Origin of the sequence: Sphingobacterium sp. HMA12 (assembly GCF_002933815.1) — a bacterium.
Lineage (GTDB): Bacteria > Bacteroidota > Bacteroidia > Sphingobacteriales > Sphingobacteriaceae > Sphingobacterium.
Map to the genome: position 1 here is coordinate 3082770 of NZ_BEYR01000001.1, position 21854 is coordinate 3104623.

The 21854-nt window shown below is 41.8% G+C and carries 18 protein-coding genes; 6 read left to right on the plus strand and 12 right to left on the minus strand.

Translation table 11 applies throughout. The features are described from left to right. Positions 1–126: 126 nt before the first annotated feature. The 6 genes from HMAT_RS13210 to HMAT_RS13235 form a co-directional block, all read right to left on the minus strand. Entirely contained in the window at positions 127–1296 is a 1170-nt protein-coding gene (locus HMAT_RS13210) for an NRAMP family divalent metal transporter (RefSeq protein WP_104383136.1), read from the minus strand. Then, positions 1293–2051, minus strand: coding sequence for a LamB/YcsF family protein (locus tag HMAT_RS13215; RefSeq protein ID WP_104383137.1), 759 nt, complete (start codon positions 2049–2051; stop codon positions 1293–1295). Before HMAT_RS13215 ends, HMAT_RS13210 begins: the two co-directional genes overlap by 4 nt. After that, entirely contained in the window at positions 2044–3000 is a 957-nt protein-coding gene (locus tag HMAT_RS13220) for a biotin-dependent carboxyltransferase family protein (RefSeq protein WP_104383138.1), read from the minus strand. Before HMAT_RS13220 ends, HMAT_RS13215 begins: the two co-directional genes overlap by 8 nt. After that, positions 2990–3715, minus strand: coding sequence for a 5-oxoprolinase subunit PxpB (gene pxpB, locus HMAT_RS13225; RefSeq protein WP_104383139.1), 726 nt, complete (start codon positions 3713–3715; stop codon positions 2990–2992). Before pxpB ends, HMAT_RS13220 begins: the two co-directional genes overlap by 11 nt. Before the next feature lie 90 nt (positions 3716–3805). After that, complete coding sequence (locus HMAT_RS13230; protein ID WP_104383140.1) at positions 3806–4690, minus strand: PD-(D/E)XK nuclease family transposase; 885 nt, start codon at positions 4688–4690, stop codon at positions 3806–3808. A 192-nt stretch (positions 4691–4882) separates the two neighbouring features. Then, complete coding sequence (locus tag HMAT_RS13235; RefSeq protein WP_104383141.1) at positions 4883–8209, minus strand: carboxypeptidase regulatory-like domain-containing protein; 3327 nt, start codon at positions 8207–8209, stop codon at positions 4883–4885. A 470-nt stretch (positions 8210–8679) separates the two neighbouring features. Here HMAT_RS13235 and HMAT_RS13240 point away from each other — a divergent pair, with 470 nt between their 5' ends. Then, positions 8680–9156, plus strand: a complete 477-nt coding sequence (locus tag HMAT_RS13240) for a hypothetical protein (RefSeq protein WP_104383142.1) — start codon at positions 8680–8682, stop codon at positions 9154–9156. Positions 9157–9232: 76 nt separating this feature from the next. Here the strand turns inward: HMAT_RS13240 and HMAT_RS13245 are convergent, their stop codons facing one another. The 4 genes from HMAT_RS13245 to HMAT_RS13260 form a co-directional block, all read right to left on the minus strand. Then, positions 9233–10045 (minus strand): M48 family metallopeptidase, encoded by an 813-nt coding sequence (locus HMAT_RS13245; protein WP_104383143.1) that lies wholly within the window; start codon positions 10043–10045, stop codon positions 9233–9235. A gap of 42 nt (positions 10046–10087) precedes the next feature. Continuing rightward, a complete protein-coding gene (plsY, locus tag HMAT_RS13250) occupies positions 10088–10738 on the minus strand; it encodes a glycerol-3-phosphate 1-O-acyltransferase PlsY (protein WP_104383144.1) in 651 nt (216 codons plus the stop codon). 16 nt (positions 10739–10754) lie between these two features. After that, a complete protein-coding gene (gene nadC / locus HMAT_RS13255; protein WP_104383145.1) occupies positions 10755–11612 on the minus strand; it encodes a carboxylating nicotinate-nucleotide diphosphorylase in 858 nt (285 codons plus the stop codon). Between the two features lie 76 nt (positions 11613–11688). Next, complete coding sequence (locus HMAT_RS13260; RefSeq protein ID WP_104383146.1) at positions 11689–12147, minus strand: DUF4783 domain-containing protein; 459 nt, start codon at positions 12145–12147, stop codon at positions 11689–11691. A gap of 174 nt (positions 12148–12321) precedes the next feature. Here HMAT_RS13260 and gpmI point away from each other — a divergent pair, with 174 nt between their 5' ends. The 4 genes from gpmI to HMAT_RS13280 all read left to right on the plus strand — a co-directional run bounded on the left by gpmI (position 12322) and on the right by HMAT_RS13280 (position 17396). Continuing rightward, the gene (gene gpmI, locus HMAT_RS13265) at positions 12322–13854 is read left to right on the plus strand and encodes a 2,3-bisphosphoglycerate-independent phosphoglycerate mutase (protein WP_104383147.1); all 1533 of its coding nucleotides are present in this window, start codon (positions 12322–12324) and stop codon (positions 13852–13854) included. Continuing rightward, positions 13835–14425: a hypothetical protein gene (locus HMAT_RS13270; protein ID WP_104383148.1), complete on the plus strand. Its 591-nt coding sequence runs from the start codon at positions 13835–13837 to the stop codon at positions 14423–14425. Before gpmI ends, HMAT_RS13270 begins: the two co-directional genes overlap by 20 nt. Before the next feature lie 157 nt (positions 14426–14582). Further along, a complete protein-coding gene (locus tag HMAT_RS13275) occupies positions 14583–14897 on the plus strand; it encodes a hypothetical protein (protein WP_158655823.1) in 315 nt (104 codons plus the stop codon). A 201-nt stretch (positions 14898–15098) separates the two neighbouring features. Then, positions 15099–17396 (plus strand): TonB-dependent receptor, encoded by a 2298-nt coding sequence (locus HMAT_RS13280; protein ID WP_104383150.1) that lies wholly within the window; start codon positions 15099–15101, stop codon positions 17394–17396. Positions 17397–17505: 109 nt separating this feature from the next. On the opposite strand, the gene HMAT_RS13285 is transcribed toward HMAT_RS13280, so the two are convergent. Both HMAT_RS13285 and HMAT_RS13290 read right to left on the minus strand, forming a co-directional pair. Next, positions 17506–18060 carry a ferritin gene (locus HMAT_RS13285; protein WP_104383151.1) on the minus strand — a complete coding sequence of 185 codons (555 nt, stop codon included), beginning with the start codon at positions 18058–18060 and terminating at the stop codon, positions 17506–17508. 228 nt (positions 18061–18288) lie between these two features. Next, entirely contained in the window at positions 18289–18939 is a 651-nt protein-coding gene (locus HMAT_RS13290; protein WP_104383152.1) for a M48 family metallopeptidase, read from the minus strand. A gap of 346 nt (positions 18940–19285) precedes the next feature. Here HMAT_RS13290 and lon point away from each other — a divergent pair, with 346 nt between their 5' ends. Continuing rightward, positions 19286–21763 carry an endopeptidase La gene (gene lon / locus HMAT_RS13295; protein WP_104383153.1) on the plus strand — a complete coding sequence of 826 codons (2478 nt, stop codon included), beginning with the start codon at positions 19286–19288 and terminating at the stop codon, positions 21761–21763. Positions 21764–21854: the final 91 nt, after the last annotated feature.

Consider the following 21854-nt stretch of genomic DNA (forward strand, 5'->3'; position numbering starts at 1 on the left):
AATTATCATCAGCTGGGTTTATATTTAGTTATTATACCAAATATCGTTATGCTGCTGTTTTTTTGAGGGGTAATTTTCGATCATTTAGGTGGAAATATTGACATCTGCGGTTGCTCTGCTAAAAAATTATAAATCCATCATCACACGCAGGCTCATAAAGGTCATCAAGACAACGATTGTCACGCCAATCAGCGTGAGGATCAACGGTTGTTTATAGACTCCGACAATCGCCGGTTTATAGGCAGCGATTAGCATCACCGTTAGCGAGATAGGCAATATAATCCCATTTACTGCACCAGCGATAATCAATAGATGAACAGGTTTACCTACAGAAACGAATATGATGGTTGAAATCAATATAAAGGCAATAATAATCCAATTTTCATTTTTAGCGATCCGTGCATTAAATGTTTTTATAAATGATACGGAAGTATAAGCCGAACCGATAATCGATGTAATTGAAGCGGCAAACATCACCAGCCCAAACAGGCGATAACCAAAGTTTCCAGCAGCAAGCCGGAAGACCGAAGCTGTAGGATTACCATCATCGATCAGCAGGTCCTGGCTCAGCACGCCCAGCGCAGCCAAAAATAGACATACCCTGACCAGCGAAGCAACAGATATCCCCATGACAGCACTCCTATTGACGGTAGGTAAAGCATCAAATCCCTTTACCCCCGCATCAATCAGACGATGACCACCCGCGAAAGTGATGTAGCCACCGACAGTCCCTCCGACCAGAGTAATGATGGAGACAAAGTCAATTTTTGCAGGAGCTACCGTACGCAGTACCGCCTCGCCCAAGGGTGGCGAAGATATCAGTGTGATGTAGATAAAAGCCAATATCATAATTGCTCCCATAAGCTGTGTAAAACGGTCCATGGCTTTGCCGATCTGCTTGTTGATAAAAACAGCAATGGCGATCAACGCAGAGATGCAGGCCCCGGTCATGACATGAACGCCAAAGAGCGCCTCCAGCCCCAGTCCAGCCCCAGCGACGTTACCAATATTGAATGCCAGTCCACCGAGGATAATAAGCAGGGAAATAAAGCCACCCAGTCCGGGCAGCAATTTATTGGCGATGTCCTGTGCCCTCATTTCGGATACGGCGATCACGCGCCAGATATTCAACTGAACACCAATATCAATCAGGATCGAAACCAGAATCACAAACCCAAAGCTGGCGCCCAGTGATTTGGTAAAAACCGTGGTCTGGGTCAAGAATCCCGGACCGATAGCCGATGTCGCCATCAACAATGCCGCACCAATAAGCGCTGAGGTGTTTTGTTGTTTCATCGGATAAGTATCTGGTTGTCTCTTAACGTCTGGTTGATTGTCTTCGCAAATTGAACAGCTTCTTCGCCATCGCCATGCAAGCAGATGGTATCGGCCCGGATATCGACGGCAGTACCTTGCAGGGAAATAACTTTTCCAGTTTTAATCATACCAACCACCTGTTTGGCGGCCCGTTCAGGATCATGGATCAGCGCGTGTTTATCCGACCTTGCAGTCAATGTGCCATCCTGTTGGTAGGTGCGGTCGGCAAAGACCTCACTATAAACATTCAATCCCTTTGCTCTGCCAGCTCTGATGAGTTCGCTTCCCGAGAGCCCATATAATATAAGTCCGGGGTCTATATCATAGATGGCTGCTGCGATCGCATCTGCCAGTTCAGGTTTTCTTGCCGCCATATTATAAAGTGCACCATGTGGCTTCACATGTCGCAAAGTGGTCTGCTGTACTTTGGCACAAGCAGCAAGTGCCCCGACCTGATAGACGACCAGTTCATACACTTCCCGCGCTGAAAGCTGCATCTCACGCCTACCGAAACCCACCAGATCCGGAAGGCCGGGATGGGCGCCTATTTTGACCTTGTACTTCAGAGCAAGCTGAACAGTCTTCATCATCGTCGCGGGATCTCCGGCATGAAAACCGCAGGCAATATTTACTGCAGAAACATAAGGCAGGATCGCCTCGTCATCGCCCATTTTCCAAGAGCCGAAGTTCTCGCCCATGTCACAATTCAAATCTATAGTCAGTTGGTTATTCATATTTCAATGCGATTGCACTTTTCAGTTTTTTTAATTGCGCATGCTGTTTCTTCAGCAGGCCATGTGCCTCATCCAGGCTGACCCGTTTAAAGCTGATGCGATCATTTGGTCCTTTTTGAGCCAGAAGCGACAGGTCTATTGTGGCCACCTGCGCAATGACCGGATAGCCACCTGTGGTCGGATGGTCAGCCATTAAGACAATCGCATTGCCATCAGGCGGTACCTGTATACTCCCGAAGGTAACCGCCGTTGACAACAGTTCCTTTTGTTCTGTTAGCCAAAGCGGTTTGGATGTCAGCCGGTACCCCATCCTATCCGAGTTGTTGCTTATGGTAAATACATCCGAAAAGAAGCTTTTTTGCGCGTTGCTTTCAAAGCAGGCAAACTGAGGTCCATCCAGCACCCGAACGACCTCTGTGGCCAGGTCAGGATATAGGCCAGGATCCATGCTCCAATGAAATAAGCTATCTTTGCCCGTATAATGATGCCGGAAAGGGATGCGGTCTCCTTCATGAAGCGCTCTTCCCTGCCAGCCACCTAATCCTCCTTTACTATAGGTAGACCTGCTTCCTAATATTTCGGGGATATCAAGTCCACCCTGAAAACAGATATACGCCCGGCAACCTAAATGGGGCCGTCCAAAAGAGAGCAGTGAACCAGCCTCGACCAGCACTGGTCTCCACATGGGCAGTGGATTACCATCAATCATGGGCGACAGGTCTGCTCCTGTCAGACAAATAAGTTGAGCCTGTTCAAAGTAAATTATCGGTCCAAGAACAGTACATTCTATCGCGGCTTCATTATCCGGATTTCCAAGGATGTTATTACCAAGACGGAGCGCATAGCTATCCATCGCCCCACTCACAGCCATTCCGTAACGCTGTAGCCCGTAGCGTCCCAGGTCCTGTATCGTTGTTAGCATACCTGCTTTGACGATCTTAATGCCCATTGCTTTTCGTTTTTTGTTGTACAAACTCATCATAGCTTATGGGAACAAAACATACGCGATCACCCACTTCAAGCAGAGAGGGACTCTCCCGTGTCAGGTCAAACAGCTGCTGTGGCGTATGTCCGATAATCTGCCAGCCACCTGGAGTTTCGATTGGATAAATGCCGGTCTGTTCCCCCGCGATGCCGACCGCACCCGCCTCTATTTTCAGCCGGGGAACCTGCTTTCGTGGTGTCGCAATCCGACTGTCCATACAGCCCATATAGGGAAATCCGGGAACAAAACCGATCATATATACCCGGTATTCGGGGGTACTGTGTATACGGATAACCTCTTCCGCTGTCAACCCATTATATTGGGCTACATAAGCGAGATCATCCCCATTGTAATAGACAGGGATCTCCTTTTTTAGGCCCCTATATTCTGTATCCTCTGGTATATCTTGTATAATCATTTGGAGCGCAGATAATAGCTCATGATAGGTAATCGTCAGCGGATCATAGTAAATCGTGATTGTGGTATAGGCCGGAACACATTCGATAACGCCGGGCTGTGACCAATTTACGAGAGATGCCACGACCTTACGTACCTGTGTATTGAGCGCTTCGGAAAGCGTATCGCCGAAAGAGAGGACAATCGCCTGATCTCCCATGGGATAATACCGGATGGGATTTGGCAACGCTATACTTAGAGACTGCTCGTGGGAACTTCCCATAATTTATTTGTTATAATCTATACAAAGATTATAAATACCGGACGATAATCAAAAAATAATCGAGTTGTTAGGTAGCAGCAGACTATATGATTAAAGTTTTTCGATTTCTTCGGCAGATAAATCTGTATAACGCATAATCTGCGCCATTGGAACACCATCTTGTTTCATTGTACGTGCAAATTCAATAGCTTTTTGATGTTTACCTTCTTCAACGCCAACCATTCGACCTTCTTTGAGTCCAACCTTTCGACCTTCTTCAAGACCTTCTTCAAGCCCAACTTTACGACCTTCTTCACGTCCGGTATTTAATGCCGAATTGAAAACACTTTCGGCATCTCTTTTATGTTTTAAACTTGCTTCGTATGACATCAGGTCTTCCTCCGTTAATTTGCCTATCTCTCCTATTTCAAAGATAAGGCCAAATATTCGCTTATCCAAAAAAGAAGACAATTTATCCATGGTACTCAGATGTTTAAGAAGATACAACCATTGATCCATGACCGTAAGCAGCTCTTCGGGAGTTTTATTAAAAAGAGGTAAGGATACCATTTTATAGCCCAGCTTATCGTAAAATATTTCATGTGTATTTTTATCACATAAAGCGACATCATAGAAATAAGGATGACCTGTGTCCCGATGTTCGAAATCTTTTTTTTCATCCATTCGAAATTCCAAAATGCCAATAAAATACACTTCAGGTAAGCAATAACTATTACCTTTCTTGCCGCGAGTCAATTGCTTGCCATCATCGCTAATACAGAGCAGATCAAAAACTATACGACGCATGTCCTCATGATCTCCATCATGCTCCACGGTCTTATAGCGCAGATCCTTAACGACTTTTTCTCCTTCAAACAAGCTATTCAGAAATTCAATCAATAAAATTTTGTTCTCTTCTCTTCCAAAATAAAATTTCCAACCGAAATCAGTACGTGGATCAACATACTTACCAAGATGTTTTTTTAAACTGGTCATATGATTACAAACTGGATTATTCTCTTCACTTTTGCAAAAGTTCTCCTTAAAGTAGGAAAATACTTGATTGGAGAGAACAAAATATAGATTAATTTATTTAGGCTAACATTTCCTTTTTGGTTTTTGATTTTCAGAAACACAAAAAAGCCTCAAGAACAAATTCCTGAGGCTTTCTATTTACTGACGTACTATCTAAAATGAATATCTCAAACCAATCATAGCTGACCATGTTGTTGCCGTTGTACTCGCCGGAACAAAAGGAGACGTAACTAATTTTCCATCATATTGTAACATTTGGAAAGTTGGATCAGCTACAGCATTTTTTTCTACCTTACCTAATATTGCTCTTCCGTTAGTCAATATTACATCTTGTACTCCCCACTTAGAGTTGAATAAATTACCAACATTTATAATATCCACTGTGAATTGTAATTTATCTTTCTCTGTTGCGATATTGTTAAACAAATTCTGTGTCCAACGAACATCAAATCTATTCAGCCAAGGCATTAAGAATTGATTACGCGGTAAAATTTGCCCTCTGTATTTCTCTAATCCGTTATCGCTAACAAACTTATCAAAAGCTTCAATTTGTTGCTCTTTAGAGAACAAAACGTCAGATCCCTTCATAATATTGGCAAATTTCATGTCACTAGTATTCTTCGGGAGGAAGATTAGGTCATTTGTAATTCCATCACCATTTAAGTCAAAACTATGATAGTAGGAGAAACGCCCTTGATTAGCACCATTATAATAAATACCTAATGTTGTGTTTTTAATAGTATAACTCACATTAGCAACAATTCGATGAGGAATTGCATAGTCAGAAATACTTAAAAAATCTTGATTAGGACTGTTTATTACAGGAGAGCCTAACCATGCAGAACTTGCATTAGATCCATTATTAGCAGAAACCTCTTTAGCTTCTGAATACGTATAAAAAATAGATCCAGATAAGCCGTTCCATTGTGATAATGAACCTCCAAATGTAGCAGAGAAAGCATGCCCTTTAGTTTTTGTGTTGGTTAAAACGACTGCACTGTTTCCACCGATAGATTGATTATATTGGTAAGATCCGTTATTTGGATAAAAGTCACGATCTACACCTGCATAAGTCATTTTCTCAGTTGTTGCTTTTCTATTCGCCCCGAATTGATATGCCGCATTTACATCTCTAGTATACAAAATATCAGTGGTTAAAGTTATTGGTGTATTAGGAATTCTATAATCTGCACCGATACTTGACCTCCAAATTGTTGGCATTTTAAAATTATCATCGACCAAAGCAAACGAATCAGGAGCTCCGTCCTTTGGGTTTGTAATAAATGGCGTTACGTCTTTACCTTCTTTATCTTTATAATAGATTGGATTTTTCACATAATAATAAGGATCCTCCGGATGGAATTGAACTTTTCCAATCCAACCTGCTACATCGTCATAGCTTTTGGGTTCTAATACATTTTGTAGAACACCTGCATTTGTTGGCATATTCGTTAACCATACGAATGGTACGCGACCTGAGAAAATACCGGTTCCACCTCGTACCATGAATGACTTATCTCCAAATACATCATAATTAAAACCTACCCTCGGAGACAAAATAACACGTGATTTAGGCCATTTACCCGATGCATAGTTACGTTCATTCCCATCGACTCCTAATAGTTTTAATGCATCAATCGAGCTATTAGGAGTGAGTTTATTCATATAAATCGGCAATTCTGCTCTCAATCCCACCGTCACATTAAATTGATCATTTACAGTAATTTTATCTTGAGCATAAAGAGAAGCTAAACCGTAACTGATTCTCGAATATGTATCCTGACCTTCGTAAGGATAAGTAAGCGAATACATTATTGGAGCGACCTCCTCTGGAGTGCCTGTTTTTAAGAAATCTGCTACGGAAGCATAACGGTAATAACCTGTTCCTGAACGAGTATAAGAGTTACCAAATTTCTGTATATCAAATGCGGCACCACCAGTAAATGTATGTTTTCCAATTGAATAAGTTAAGTTGTTGGTAAATGAAAAATTATCATTTACAACGTCATTCAAATAAGAAAACAACTCTGTTCCGAAACTCATATAGTTGCTTCCTGAACTGCTACCATCCCAAATATCAACAAACGGAAACAATCCTTTACTAGGTGATTTTCGCTTATCTTGTACCCGTGTATAAGTAAATAAAAACTTATTTGAAAGTTGTGAATTGAAGTTAGAATTTAACTCTGCAGCTAACGAACTCACTGTATTTTCAAAAGAATAATTAGCGTTTTCAAATACCATTGAATTTTCACTTACCCTACCTGAAGCAGATCTTGGAGATGGTCCAGAGTTAAAATTCGCTTGTTGCATCGAGGTTCCTTTTAGTAAATTATATCTAAATGAAGCCTTATGTTTTTCACTAATATTCCAATCAATTCTAGTTAAAAATTTGTTACCATGTTGTTTTGCCTCATCAGCATAGCCTTGATATCTTCCAGGATCATAGCCCCATACGTTTTTTAAATGTTCACTTACAGCAATTAAATCTGATTCTTTCACTCTGGTTATATTCTGAGCAACATTTGCTACACCGTCTTGAGATGCTTTCCATAAGTTCGCACCAGAAGCATTAACACCAGTAGCAGCTTCACGTTCACCACTTACGAAGAAAAATAATTTATTTTTGATGATTGGTCCACCTAAAGTAAAACCATAATTTTGTTTTGTGCCTTCACCGTAATCTATTTTCTTTTTATTGATTCTAAACCCATTGAGGTTCTGATTATTATAATACCCATAAACAGATCCGTGAAATTGGTTAGTACCGGATTTTGTAACCGCGTTTATTCCTGCACCTGTAAATCCCGATTGTGTAATATCGAATGGCGCGATATTAACAGATATTTCTTCGATTGCATCTAATGAAATAGGTTGTGAATTCCCCCCAGGTAAAGGATTCTTTGTATCTGTTCCAAAGCCATTATTAAAATTTGCACCGTCAATCTGTAGATTGTTGTAACGAGAGTCTCTACCCGCAAACGAAGTTCCATTAGCCTGAGGAGTCATACGAGTAAATTCTGTAATACTTCTGCTGATTTGCGGCAACTCTTGAATTTGCTTTAATCCAACATTTGTTGCAACCCCACTTTTTGTAGCATTTAATTTACCACCTTTTGCTGTTACTAAAACTTCATTTAAAGTTGTACCTGAATTTGTAAAAACAGGATTAAGTGAAAAAGCTTCCCCTAACTTTAAATAAATATCTTCATACACAATAGGCTGTTGTCCTACATAGGTTACCTCTACTTTGTAAGGACCGCCAATACGCATCGCTGGCAGATTAAACCGACCTGCAGCATTCGAAGAACCCGAATAAACCGTTCCCGATGGCACGTGCGTTGCCTTGATCGTAGCTCCTGAAGTTAGACTGCCGTTTGCTTCTTTTACAATACCTGTAACGCTACTTGTCGTAACCTGAGCTTGTACAGCACCGTAACTGGCCATAACAAGAGCGAAAAAGAGTAAAGATCTTTTCATATAATGTGATTTGTTAAAAAATGTTAAGCAAAATTACTAAGAGATTTCAAATAACAAAGGACTTAATATAAACTTAACATACTACAGCACATACACTTCATATAATATCGACAGAAATTCTTATCTTCCGACATAATTTTTAAAGAAAAAAAACGTTATAACACCTTTTAAAGCGCCATTTTAAAATATTTTAATCCATAAAAAATAGTTTTCCACACTGAATCACACGATCATATTTGTAACAACATTCTTCCAATCTCAACATAGACTTTTTAAAAAAAATTTACTAACTTTCTGTCAACCGAGCATTTTATTGATCAACTCGTTTTTTCTGTAGCTATGACGCTACTAACCTAGTATTTGTATTAAAACTGTAAACTATTGTCCCTGCGAACTGGTTTCTATAAAAATCTGTTTTAAAAAACGGAGAAATTTTAGAAATTCGCACACCTTTATAATTCTCTTTTTTCATGGAAGTCGGTATTCAAAATTCTTCTTTTCACGAACCCGCAGACATTAAACTGTCTCCAGCAGGGCTCTCTTTCTTAGCTTCGGCAGCTAAATGGGCTAATTTTTTGGCTATTGTCTGTTTTATTTTTATCGGAATATCGGCCATCACCATGGTTAGCCTGATCTTTGGCGCGAGTGCTTTATCCCTCGGTCAGGGTGAATATGTCTCAGCCGGGACAATATCCACCTTTGGGGTGCTTTACCTCCTGTTCCTGGCTTTCTCCTGCCTCCCAATTTATTATTTGTATAATTTCGGATCCAAAGCAAGAAAAGCAATAGAAAACCGCGATGGCATACAGCTCGAACTCTGCCTCGATGCCCTAAAAAAACATTATAAATTCATTGGGATCATCGTCATTATCACGATCGGATTTAATTTCCTGGGCCTTATTCTCGGCATCGTCATGGGTATCTCTGATGCAATAGCTGCCGTATAAAACCAAAATAGCATAAACTAAAACAAAAAAGGGAGCATCTGATATCCTCCCTTTCTGTTATAATTAAATTACATTTCTACTTTTTGTAATACCGCATTGCATTTGGAATCTGTTTTTCAATATCCGCAATACGACGGGCATCACTCGGGTGTGTGCTCAAAAATTCAGGTTGCCCTTTTTGACTGCCCGATGCCATACGCTTCCAAAATCCAATGGCTTCATTCGGATCGTAACCGGCCAACGCCATAATAATCAAACCCGCCTGATCGGCAGAAGATTCATCGCTTCGTGAGAATTTCAACTGTGCTAAGCTGCCACCCAAGCCATAAAGATTGTTAAAGATTCCAAGGGAACTGCTGCCTGTCATCCCTGCTGCTGAGCCCAGGATCTGACCGCCCATTTGCAAAGCCATCTGGTTGGAAGCCTGCGCCACGGAATGCTCTTCAATCGCATGGGCAATTTCGTGTCCCATTACTGTCGCCATACCCGCCTCTGTCCGTGTTACAGGTAATATTCCGGTATATACAGCAACTTTACCGCCCGGCATACACCAAGCATTCACATCGTCGCTCTTCACCAAGTTAAATTCCCAGTTGAAATTATATTTATTGGCGATACCCTTGCTTTGCAGATACTGGTTGACCGCTGTTGCTAATCGGTTACCCACACGTTTTACCATTGCTGCATCGGCAGTACCGGTAATCACCTTTGCACTATTTTTCGACAAAAAATCCTTATAAGCTAACGCTGCTTGCTGGTTGACCTGGTCAGCACTGACCAATTTCAAATATTTCTTTCCGGTAACGGCCGAAGTCGCGCAACCTGACAACCCCGAGGAGAGCGCAACACACGCCAAAACCATAGCCGAATACTTAAATATGCCTTTCATAATATTCAATTAAATCCGTTTTAGAGGATACAATTATTGTGCCTATTCTTTTTCCTTCGATTTTTTCTTGAACAGATAAATCTTAGATTCATGTCCTTTTAGCAGTCGCTCAATATTTTTTTGATGGGTAATTAATAAGAGTGTACAGATCGCAATACCATACAGTAATACCGAAGGAATCGTGGTTTTAAAAATAAATGCCAAACTAAACGGAAAGGCAAATCCAGCGGAGATCGAACTTAAAGACACATAATGGGTGGTTAATAGGATAATGACAAATACGGACACACAGACCAGAGCCGCCGGTGTATGTATGGCTAAGATCATCCCGCATAATGTCGCCACCCCTTTTCCTCCACGGAAGCCTGCAAATACGGGAAAAAGGTGCCCGATCACAGCAATCACCCCCAGAGCCAACTGAAAATTAACAAACTGAACATCACTGGTATTCTGCCCCAGCTCAATCAGGTAAGCCAGGTTTGTCGCCGTCCAGCCCTTAAATATATCCACAAACATCACGATGGAACCGGCACGCGGTCCTAATACGCGAAAGGTGTTAGTCGCTCCAGCATTCCCACTCCCATACTCACGAACATCTACGCCATAAAATGCTTGACCCAACCAAACCGCTGTAGGTATAGAACCAAACAAATAAGCTAGTAATACTGCAATTACTAAATAAATCGATATCATTAAATTAAATCAGTTCTTATAATAATTTGGCTTTCAAACTAAGATCCAAACTCTTGACACTATGTGTCAAAGCTCCCACCGAGATATAGTCTACTCCAGCCTCTGCATATGACCGAATGGTTTCAAATGTTATTCCCCCCGAGGCTTCTGTCTTGAATCGATGATCGATAATTTTAACAGCTTTGGCCACATCGGCAGGTGAAAAATTATCCAACATGATTCGGTCCACTTCGCCAAAGTTAAGAACTTCGTCAAGTTCCGCAAAATTTCGGACCTCAATTTCTATTTCTATTGGTTTATTTAATTTTTTTCGATAGTCGTTTGCGCGTGTCAATGCCGGAACAATCCCCCCACTATAGTCCACGTGATTGTCCTTAATCAAAATCATGTCGAATAGACCAAAACGGTGATTGGTGCCCCCGCCGATTTTGACAGCTTCTTTTTCCAATACGCGCAGTAAAGGCGTTGTCTTACGCGTATCCAATACCTGTGTAGCTGTACCTTTCAGCAGTTCCACGTATTTTCGGGTCGTCGTTGCTATACCACTCATACGTTGCATCACATTTAGGACCAAACGCTCCGCAAGTAAAATGCTTTGGATATTTCCACGAACATAAAAAGCAATATCACCAACTTTTACCGGGCTTCCATCTTGGATAAACACTTCACAGGTCAAGGTTTCGTCGATGTAGCTCATAATCGCCTGGGCAACTTCAACCCCTGCTAAAATGCCATCATCCTTCACAATCAGCTTTGCCTCCCCCTGCGCTCCGGTCGCAATCGTTGATAATGAGGTATGATCGCCATCCCCAAGATCTTCCGCGACAGATTGTTTTACAAATTGCGCCAAATAATCCTTGATTTCCTTCTCCATAAATACAATTTATTGGGCTAAGATGTGGAATAATTTTTTAATCGAAAAATAGAATGATAAAAAAATGGCATGCATCTTAATTTTTATCAATGCGCAGTTCTTCGATAGACTGGCTATTGGATCCTGCCCCGATCTTAATAAATACACGGTAACTGGCCTGTTCGGTGGTTAAAGAAAAGGTGAAATATTGATAACCGTTATTGGCATTGCTGGCCTGAGTCAGTTTGACAGTCTTGGGCTTATGTTGGTTAAAAAATGTACTTAGCATAATCTCGGACTGATATTTCGTATACACACCGTTTTCACCCAAAATGGATAAGGTCAGATTAGAACCAAAATATTTGGCTATATTCTTAGCGTTACCCTCCCGTAAATAAGTTTTAAGTTCTTCGGAAATACTTCCCAAGGACCCCGCCTCGACCTGCAAAATAGGCTGCGATGAATCGTTTAAATCTTTCGAAATATGCCCTGAGGCGTTAGTGTGTATAAAAAGACTATAAACAAATATAAATACGCAATAGCTCAAAAGTTTCATATAGCTCAAAATAAGATAGCACAGTTTCCAAGATAGATGTATCAATCATTAGGTAGCATAGTTTATATCAAACATAAACTATGCCACAAACCTATAAAATTATTGGATATAAACAAGGGAAGATTTTAAAGATGCATTGATAGATTCTAAAATTAAGGTTATCTTTGTTATACGATGAATAAGAAAAAAGTTGCACTCATGATCCTAGACGGACTAGGATACGGAAAACATGATAAATCAAATGCAGTTGAAGCTGCAAATACCCCATTTTTAGATCATTTATTGGACACATACCCAAATTCAAGTCTTGAAGCTTCCGGTGAGGCCGTGGGCCTTCCTGACGGACAGATGGGAAACTCTGAAGTCGGCCACATGAATCTTGGTGCCGGAAGAATTGTCTATCAGGAGTTAGGACGTATTCATAAGGCCGTAAATGACGGCGTATTCAACACAGATATCGTTATCCAGGACGCCTTTAAATATGCGCTTGAAAACAATAAGAAAGTACACTTTATCGGTTTACTTTCCGATGGTGGTGTGCATGCGCATACCAAACACCTGAAAGGTCTATGTGACGCCGCAAAACACGCCGGCCTAAACAGTGAGCAGGTATTTATCCACGCATTTCTCGACGGTCGTGATACAGACCCCAATTCGGGGATTGGCTATGTCAAAGATCTACAGGAATATCTAAAAACGACCTCAGGCACCTTCGCTTCTGCCATCGGCAGATATTATGCGATGGACCGCGACAACAGATGGGAACGCGTTAAGTTAGCTTACGACCTATTGGTGAAAGCCGAAGGTGAAAAATCGAATGACCTAGTTGCTGCGATCCAAAAATCATACGATGCCGGTGTTACCGACGAATTCGTTAAACCAATCACATTGGTTCATGCTGATGGTACCGCAGTAGCAACAATCCAGGAAGGTGATGTCGTCTTCTGTTACAATTTCAGAACAGACCGTGGTCGTGAAATCACGATCGCACTGACACAGAAAGCGTTTCCTGAATATGATCTAGCGCCCTTAAACCTGTACTATGTCACGCTAACTTCGTACGATGAAACTTTCAAAAATGTACGCGTTGTGTTCCAAAAGGACAATTTGACAAATACACTCGGGGAGGTTTTGGAAGCCAATAATAAAACACAGACCCGTATCGCTGAAACAGAAAAATATCCACACGTGACATTCTTCTTCTCCGGTGGTCGTGAACAACAATTCGAAGGTGAAAACCGTCTTTTGGTGCCTTCACCGAAGGTGGCCACTTATGATCTTCAACCGGAAATGTCTGCCAGCGGAATCACTGAAGCCATCGTCAACGATATGCAAACTCTTCAACCTGACTTTATTTGCCTCAATTTTGCCAATCCGGATATGGTAGGCCATACTGGTGTATTTGAGGCTGTTGTAAAAGCAGTAGAAACTGTGGACCAATGCACAAAAACAGTGGTGGAGACTGGGTTGAAAAATGGTTATTCATTTATCATCCTGGCCGATCACGGTAACTCAGAATTTATGGTCAACGAGGATGGCTCACCAAATACAGCACATACAACGAATTTGGTTCCATGCATCTTGATTGACGATCATTACAAAAAAATCGCAGATGGTAAATTGGGAGATATCGCTCCAACCGTACTCAAACTTTTGGGCGTAGATATCCCCGTTGAAATGACAGGAAATGTATTGGTATCAGAATAAAAATCTATATAAAAAATTGAACAGCGCACTTCCACTACTGGTGGGCAGTGCGCTGCTTTTTTGGAGCTGTAGCTCCCCCTCCGGCCACAAAGGAGCTAACAAGACGACGGATATCTTTTCGGTAGACTCTTTCTTCAGTGCCGAAGCACAACGCCTGCAGCAACTCAATCCTTCGGTATTAAAATCTGTCAATAAAGACGGCGAAAAAGAACAACGCGAAATTAAAATTGCAAACTGGAAAAATGAACTTTCAGCTTTCCAGTCTGCTGATATCAGTAAAAACTTTGATCCCACTCTCTATGAGGTCAAAGCAATAGATTGTGTTACGGAATTTACCGCCAAAAAGGAGGAATTGCAGATACAAAAACTCAGGATCGAATTTGATCGTAACAACGAAAAGGTCAAACATATCCATATTGATAAAAAGATTGCGAACTCCCTATACGATAGCAATGAAAAGCTGGATTATTATAGCGATTCATTGTATAGCATCGTAAAACTACAGGATGTACAAGGCCTCGATGCAAACCAATATGAGATTATTGGAAAGTTTATTCAATCCAAAAAATAAAGTGCTACAAAAATGTCTTTATGTGAATCCATAAAGACATTTTTTTATTTCCCCATCGAATGCAAACAAATAAATGCAACTTCATTGCTTTATTTATTTTTTTCCTTATATTTGCCCATTATATGTCTGCAAAGACGATAGTTTAGAAAAAAACAAGGTGCGCGGTATTCCATTGAACAAATTAGCAGCGTTTACGCTTTTAATGACCTTTTTAATCGGTCAGTTCATTGTCTATACCCATCCCCATAAACCGGCGGCATTAAGTATAGTGGACTGCAATTCGAAAAAACATCATGCAGACCATCCCAAATGCTCCATCTGTGACCAAAATTCACATCCGCAGATACTCTTTAGTTTCAACCAAAGCGAGTTTTTACTTCCCGAACGGGAAATAGTATTTGGTCTTTTTGTGCCCGGCGATCAGATGGTCAGGGCATTGCTATCGGGCAATCGCGGTCCCCCCATGTGTTGATTTTGATCCAATATGCAACAATAGCTGTTTTTATCGAAAGCGGCTGTATATGATGATTATCGGCTTTCCCTGTTCCCAGTTTTAGCGATCAGTGCTGCCGTTTTCATCATGAATTTTCTTCATATTCAACAATCGTACGATCGGTATGACAGGCCATCAGCTCGATAACGCCCATCTACGATGGCATAAAAATATTTACAGATGAAACTCAAAATTAAAGACGGCATACTCATGCTTGTCTGTTATTTCCTGCTATTTTCTGCTACTGCTGCAACCATATCTGGTCGCGTGACAGATTCAAAAACAAATCAACCGATCGCCGGAGCGACGATCTCGCTGCTCCAGCTACGCTCGAGCACCTCTTCTGACCAACAGGGGCGCTATGCCTTCAAATCGCTTCCTTCGAGTGGACGTTATCTTGTCGAAGTACGTTTTATAGGCTACCAGTCACTGATCAAGACGATAGAGCTAACATCGGCGGATGTGTCAGTTGATTTTGCACTGACTGAAAGTATTATCGAAACGAATGAAGTCGTGGTTACAGGTACGCTTGTTACTTCACAAAGCCGCAGAAACAGCACCTCCGTCTCCGTTGTCTCCAAAGACGAACTGCAGGGTGGCGCGACAAACCTGATCGACGCACTAGCACGTCAGGTACCCGGCCTAAGCCAGATTACAACGGGACAGGGAATTTCCAAGCCCGTCATCCGCGGTCTCGGCTATAACCGTGTTGTCACCGTCAATGATGGTGTAAAACAAATGGGCCAACAATGGGGGGACGAACATGGTATAGAGATTGACCAGAATCAACCCGACCGGGTAGAGGTCCTGCGGGGAGCAGCTTCGCTGATGTACGGATCAGATGCCATCGGCGGTGTCATCAACATCCTTGAACCCAGCGTTCCAACGGCAGGTGAAATAAAAGGGGAACTGCTTTCCAGCTTCTCGACCAACAATGGCCTGACCAATAACTCATTGATGCTTACAGGAAATGAAAATGGCTTTGTATGGCGCGGACGCGGATCTTATCAAAATGCTCATGCCTACAATACACCGGAAGGACGCTATATCAATAGTGGTTTTAATAATACGAACTTCAGTGGAATGCTGGGTTTAAACAAGCAATGGGGATATTCACACCTCAACTTTTCTTACCTCAAAAATAATATCGGTTTTTACGATGCCGACCCCGGAGATCCTTTATACAATAATTCCAAAAGCCGGACATTGGATTTCCCAAAACAGGACATCCGTCATTATAAGCTTGCCCTCAACAATAATTTTGTGATCGGTTCGGGAAATTTAAAACTGGATCTGGGTTACCAAAAAAATCAGCGTCGCGAACTGGAGTCGGCAACTCCTTCCCTATTTTTTGACCTGAATACCTATTCTCTTGATGCCAAATACTACCTGGCGGAACGAAACGGCTGGCAACATGTTGTTGGTATCAGCGCCAGTCAGGAACATAGTATCAACAAGGGCACGGAATTTCTGATCCCCGCTTATGACCAGATCGAACTGGGAGCATTTGGGTACGCCAAGAAAACCTGGGCAGAGAATACCTTCAATATCGGACTGCGCTACGATTACGTCAACAGCAAAGGTAAACAGCTCTTCGTCGAAGATGAGGAACAATTTCCGGGATTTAAAAATAGGTTCAGCAATGTTAGTGGTGCCTTGGGATACACGCATAGTTTCAGCGAAGATTTCAACTTCAAAGCCAACGCAGGATCAGCTTTCAGAGCACCTAACCCAGCGGAACTTGGTTCCAATGGTGTACACGAAGGTACATCTCGCTATGAAATCGGAAATGAAAACCTGAAAGCAGAGCGTAGTTTCCAGGCAGATGCAACCCTCGAATTTGGACATAGCATTGTCACGGGTAGTATCGGCATCTACGAGAATTATATTCATAATTTTATTTATGCCTCAGCAAAAAAAGGAGATACCAAAACCATCGTTGATGACAATAATAACGAGCAGACCTACGATATCTATCGTTATGGCCAGGTCAATGCCAATCTCTTTGGTTTCGAAGGGAGTTTAAACCTCCATCCGCTCAATTGGGTTCACCTAGATAACACGTTTACCTATACACATGCACAAAACAGAACCTTTGATCGGCCATTGGCATTGATCCCTGCAGGTGTTTTACATAACACGCTACGTCTCGAGCCCAAGATCAATGGTCTACATGCATTTTATGTATCGGTAGGTTTAGACAATTATTTTAAACAGAATCGCATTGACGAAACTTTTGAAACAGCTGCAGATTCGTATTCATTGATCAACGCCGGAATAGGTACTACCTTACATTTCGGAAAACAACAGGTGAAGGTGTATGCCGCTGCATCCAATCTAACCAACAAGCGCTATTATGATGCCCTGAGTAGATTACGCCCGGGAAGGTTATCGCAGGAGGATCCTACCTTCGGGGTTTACAATATGGGAAGAAATATTACCTTCGGTATCTATCTCCCACTCAGCATAAAAAAATAAACCGGCCCATAAAAAAGCAGGGATCCTTTTGGATCCCTGCTTTTTTATGGGCTATTCCAATCCATTCACATGGTGCAAGAATAGCTATTTGCATTATTTGGGGTCATTATTATTTAGGGTCATCCGCTGTAGCCTCACGCGCCAAAGGTACATCGTCAGGCATGCTCTCCAAGGACGAATCCAAAGCAAACAGCGATTCGTCCGAAGCCCGGTCACCACCTGCTATCTTTAATTTATCAATCAGTTCAAGGGCAAGTTTCTCTTCTTCGATCTGCTCTTTGACAAACCATTGTGCAAAATTCCAGGTGGCCCAGTCTTTCTGTTCCATAGCCAGATTGACAATGCGATAAATTGCTTCGGTATTGTCCACCTCATGTCTAAATACACGTTGGAAACATTCGGTCAGGGTGCTCGGATCTGATGGTGGTGCTGCAATCGCCTGAATTTGGGGACGCCCACCGCGTTCGAGGATGTAACCCATAATTTTTGTCATATGATTCCGTTCCTCCTGGGCATGCCGATAGAGAAAATTGGCAATTCCACCGTAGCCCTGATCATCGGCCCACACCCCCAAAGCTAGATAAATTTGTGCGGCTTCGGCTTCTTTCGTCATCTGACTGATTAAAATGTCCTGCATTTCCGCTGACAATCGATTCGTTTCCATATACTAAATTCTTGTTGATTCAAGTATAGAACAATATTTGCCGCAATTTCGTTTGCGAATTTATCAAAGGCAGTGTCAAGACCTGATCCGCCGAGCCTGAGTTACTACCGAAGACGTTGGTCCAGAAGAACGAATGGAAAGCGGAAAGAATACAAGCCAAGGGACAGCTGAGCACAAAAAAAGGGAAACCTGATCGGGTTTCCCTTTTTATTTTATCTATCGTGGAGACTATTTCAAATTGTCTCTGTACACTTTAGCTTTTTTGATTTCTGTTTGAATGTCTTTTTTAGAAGAATCAAAGCTCAATACTTTTTCATAATCCTTGATGGCATTATTATAAGCATCGGTAGCCATAGCTTTATTGTAATTCGGTGTACCTGCTGTACCGATCAAGATTCCTAAATCGCGGTTTGCGATCGCTCTATTTTGATAGAATTTTGAGTCAGTAGAGGTGATTGCGATCGCTTTTGAATAATCTTCAATGGCTACGCGCAACAACTGTTCTTTGTTTGCAGCAGACACTTTGTTTGCCTGAATGGCAAGTGTGTTGTTTGCTTTCGCTTTAAAGTAAAGCGCATTTGCATTTTTAGGACTTAAAGCGACAACCTTTCCGAATGTTTCAGCGGATTTTTTATAATCACCATTTTGAAATTGGGAGTAACCCAACATATACAAGACATCCGGATCTTTGCCTTCCTCAGGTAAAGCTTTTGTCAAGTATGACTCTGCATTTTTGAAGTCACCGTCCAAAAGAGCTTTTTGCCCCATTCTCACATTGGCATTGCTGTGCTCAGCTTGTTTTTGTTGTGCATTGGCACCAAGTGCAACCAAAGCAAAAACTCCTGTGAACAAACCTAATTTAAGTGATTTTAAGTTCATATCTAAATAGTTACGTTTTTTCAATATACCTTATTATTGATCAATATTGATCGTTTATTACCCTATGAAAAAATAGCCTTATTGCTTCGCCTCTCGCAAGAATCTGCCATCGTTTATTCTTTCACATTCCAATATTACAATTATTATGCCTATTTATCCAATAAATGGCAGATAAATTTTATTTAACCTGCCTTTTTTTCCTATTCTAGAAAATAGATTTGTAATTTTGCTACCTTTTAGCAATTGGCACTTCCCTTGCACTATAGGGGAAACAATATTTGAAGCTTAAAATTTGAACGTCTACCGACAACATGTCAGCGACTGACAAATACACAAAATAAACACTATGAGCAAATTCGAAACTTTTGATTTCAGTCAGGCTATTCCAATCGTTGCGGAAGACACCGAGTTCTTCCCTTTATTGACACAGCAGGATGAAGACGATATGGCTAACGCTGAAATTCCAGAAGCACTATCTATTTTGCCTTTACGCAATACCGTCTTATTTCCCGGTGTTGTCATACCGATCACTGTAGGAAGGGATAAATCCATCAAATTGGTTAAAGAGGCCTATAAAGGCAGCAAAACAATCGGTGTGGTCTCCCAGAAGGATATGACAGTAGAGGATCCCGGTTTTGAAGAACTGAATAAAGTGGGTACCGTTGCCCACATTATTAAAGTGCTTCAGATGCCCGACGGAAACACCACGGTAATCATTCAGGGAAAGCAACGTTTCAACCTGGTGGAAATCATCGAAACCGAACCTTATCTGAAAGCTCGTGTCGAGAAATTCAATGAGGCGAAACCTAAGATGACCAAACATTTCAAAGCGACAATCTCGACTTTGAAAGAAATGGCATTGCAGATTATTCAGCTTTCACCAAACCTACCTAGCGAAGCTGGTATAGCAATAAAAAATATTGAAAGCCCCTCTTTTCTGATCAATTTTATTTCGTCTAACATCAATGTCGAAATGGTCAAAAAACAAGAGTTGCTACAAATCCCAAAAGTTGAAAACCGCGCCAAACTCCTTTTGGAACTGTTGACCACAGAAATCCAGATGCTGGAACTGAAACATCAGATCCAGAACAAGGTACGCGTCGACCTGGACAAGCAACAACGGGATTACTTCCTCAACCAACAGCTAAAAACCATCCAGGAGGAGCTTGGCGGAAACACACCTGACCTTGAGTTGGAGGAACTCAAAAAACGTGGTAAAACAAAAAAATGGGCGCTTGATGTTGAAAAACATTTCAACAAGGAGCTTGAAAAACTATCACGTATCAATCCAGCGGCGGCAGATTATTCCGTTCAGTTGAATTATCTGGAGCTCCTGCTTGATCTTCCATGGAATGAAACGACTAAAGATAATTTCGACTTAAATAAAGCGCAAAAAGTCCTGGACAAGGATCACTACGGTTTGGAGAAAGTCAAAAAACGTATCATTGAATACCTTGCAGTACTGAAACTAAAAAATGATATGAAAGCCCCTATCCTTTGTTTGGTAGGCCCTCCAGGAGTGGGTAAAACCTCTTTGGGAAGATCTATCGCCAAAGCATTGGGACGTAAATATACCCGCATGGCCCTGGGTGGTGTGCGTGACGAAGCTGAAATCAGAGGTCACCGCAAAACCTATATCGGCGCCATGCCCGGCCGCATCATCCAATCGCTGAAAAAAGCGGGCGCTGCAAATCCGGTCTTTATCCTGGATGAGATTGATAAAATGAGCGCCGATTTTAAAGGTGATCCTTCTTCGGCCTTGTTAGAGGTATTGGATCCGGAGCAAAACACACATTTCTACGACCATTATGTGGAAATGGAGTTTGACCTTTCTAAAGTGATGTTTATCGCGACAGCCAATTCGCTAAGCGCTATCCAGCCAGCTTTATTGGATCGTATGGAGATCATCGAAGTCAATGGATACACCATCGAAGAAAAGATCGAAATAGCGAAAAAACACCTGCTTCCGAAACAACGTGAAATGCACGGTATGGCGGCCAAGGATGTTGCCCTAAAAGGTAAGATCATCGAGAAAATCATCGAAGACTATACCCGCGAATCCGGTGTGCGTGGACTGGAAAAGAAAATTGGTTCGATCGTCCGTGGGATTGCCACGCGTATCGTCATGGAAAAAGATTACAACCCGAGCATCAATGATCAGGATGTCGTGGATATCCTGGGGGCTCCGATCTTTGATAAAGATATCTACGAGAACAATAATGTCGCTGGTGTCGTAACCGGGCTTGCCTGGACTTCTGTAGGTGGTGATATTTTATTCATCGAATCCTCTTTAAGTCCCGGAAAAGGCCGTTTGAGCCTTACTGGTAATCTGGGCGACGTCATGAAAGAATCAGCTTCTATTGCCCTAGCCTATTTAAAAGCACATGCAGCCGACTTTGGTATTGACTATCGCGTATTCGATCATTGGGACATCCACATCCACGTTCCGGCAGGTGCTATTCCCAAGGATGGTCCATCCGCTGGAGTAACGATGCTGACGGCGCTGACATCTTTATTTACACAACGTAAGGTAAGAGAGAAACTGGCGATGACAGGTGAAATCACCTTGCGTGGAAAAGTGTTACCGGTAGGTGGTATCAAAGAAAAAATCCTTGCCGCCAAACGGGCGAACATCAAAGATATCATACTGTGCAGATCCAACGAAAAAGATATCCTTGAAATCAAGGAAGATTATATCAAAGATATGCAGTTTCACTACGTGACCGAAATGGCACAGGTAATCAAGCTCGCACTTCTAGAAGAAAAAGTAGATGGTGCCCTAGATCTATCGCAGGGAATTGAAAACACAAAAAAGGAGGCTTAATTCTTTCTGAAGAGCTATCGACGAATAGATAAAAGACGGGGTATCCAATAAAAATTGGACACCCCGTTTTTCTTTTATGCTGTCCGTCTCC

Excerpts from the sequence above, each read along its gene's own strand:
- HMAT_RS13210 (WP_104383136.1), bottom strand. The coding sequence starts at position 1,296 with ATGAAACAACAAAACACCTCAGCGCTTATTGGTGCGGCATTGTTGATG.
- HMAT_RS13215 (WP_104383137.1), bottom strand. The coding sequence starts at position 2,051 with ATGAATAACCAACTGACTATAGATTTGAATTGTGACATGGGCGAGAAC.
- HMAT_RS13220 (WP_104383138.1), bottom strand. The coding sequence starts at position 3,000 with ATGGGCATTAAGATCGTCAAAGCAGGTATGCTAACAACGATACAGGAC.
- pxpB (WP_104383139.1), bottom strand. The coding sequence starts at position 3,715 with ATGGGAAGTTCCCACGAGCAGTCTCTAAGTATAGCGTTGCCAAATCCC.
- HMAT_RS13230 (WP_104383140.1), bottom strand. The coding sequence starts at position 4,690 with ATGACCAGTTTAAAAAAACATCTTGGTAAGTATGTTGATCCACGTACT.
- HMAT_RS13235 (WP_104383141.1), bottom strand. The coding sequence starts at position 8,209 with ATGAAAAGATCTTTACTCTTTTTCGCTCTTGTTATGGCCAGTTACGGT.
- HMAT_RS13240 (WP_104383142.1), top strand. The coding sequence starts at position 8,680 with ATGGAAGTCGGTATTCAAAATTCTTCTTTTCACGAACCCGCAGACATT.
- HMAT_RS13245 (WP_104383143.1), bottom strand. The coding sequence starts at position 10,045 with ATGAAAGGCATATTTAAGTATTCGGCTATGGTTTTGGCGTGTGTTGCG.
- plsY (WP_104383144.1), bottom strand. The coding sequence starts at position 10,738 with ATGATATCGATTTATTTAGTAATTGCAGTATTACTAGCTTATTTGTTT.
- nadC (WP_104383145.1), bottom strand. The coding sequence starts at position 11,612 with ATGGAGAAGGAAATCAAGGATTATTTGGCGCAATTTGTAAAACAATCT.
- HMAT_RS13260 (WP_104383146.1), bottom strand. The coding sequence starts at position 12,147 with ATGAAACTTTTGAGCTATTGCGTATTTATATTTGTTTATAGTCTTTTT.
- gpmI (WP_104383147.1), top strand. The coding sequence starts at position 12,322 with ATGAATAAGAAAAAAGTTGCACTCATGATCCTAGACGGACTAGGATAC.
- HMAT_RS13270 (WP_104383148.1), top strand. The coding sequence starts at position 13,835 with ATGTATTGGTATCAGAATAAAAATCTATATAAAAAATTGAACAGCGCA.
- HMAT_RS13280 (WP_104383150.1), top strand. The coding sequence starts at position 15,099 with ATGAAACTCAAAATTAAAGACGGCATACTCATGCTTGTCTGTTATTTC.
- HMAT_RS13285 (WP_104383151.1), bottom strand. The coding sequence starts at position 18,060 with ATGGAAACGAATCGATTGTCAGCGGAAATGCAGGACATTTTAATCAGT.
- HMAT_RS13290 (WP_104383152.1), bottom strand. The coding sequence starts at position 18,939 with ATGAACTTAAAATCACTTAAATTAGGTTTGTTCACAGGAGTTTTTGCT.
- lon (WP_104383153.1), top strand. The coding sequence starts at position 19,286 with ATGAGCAAATTCGAAACTTTTGATTTCAGTCAGGCTATTCCAATCGTT.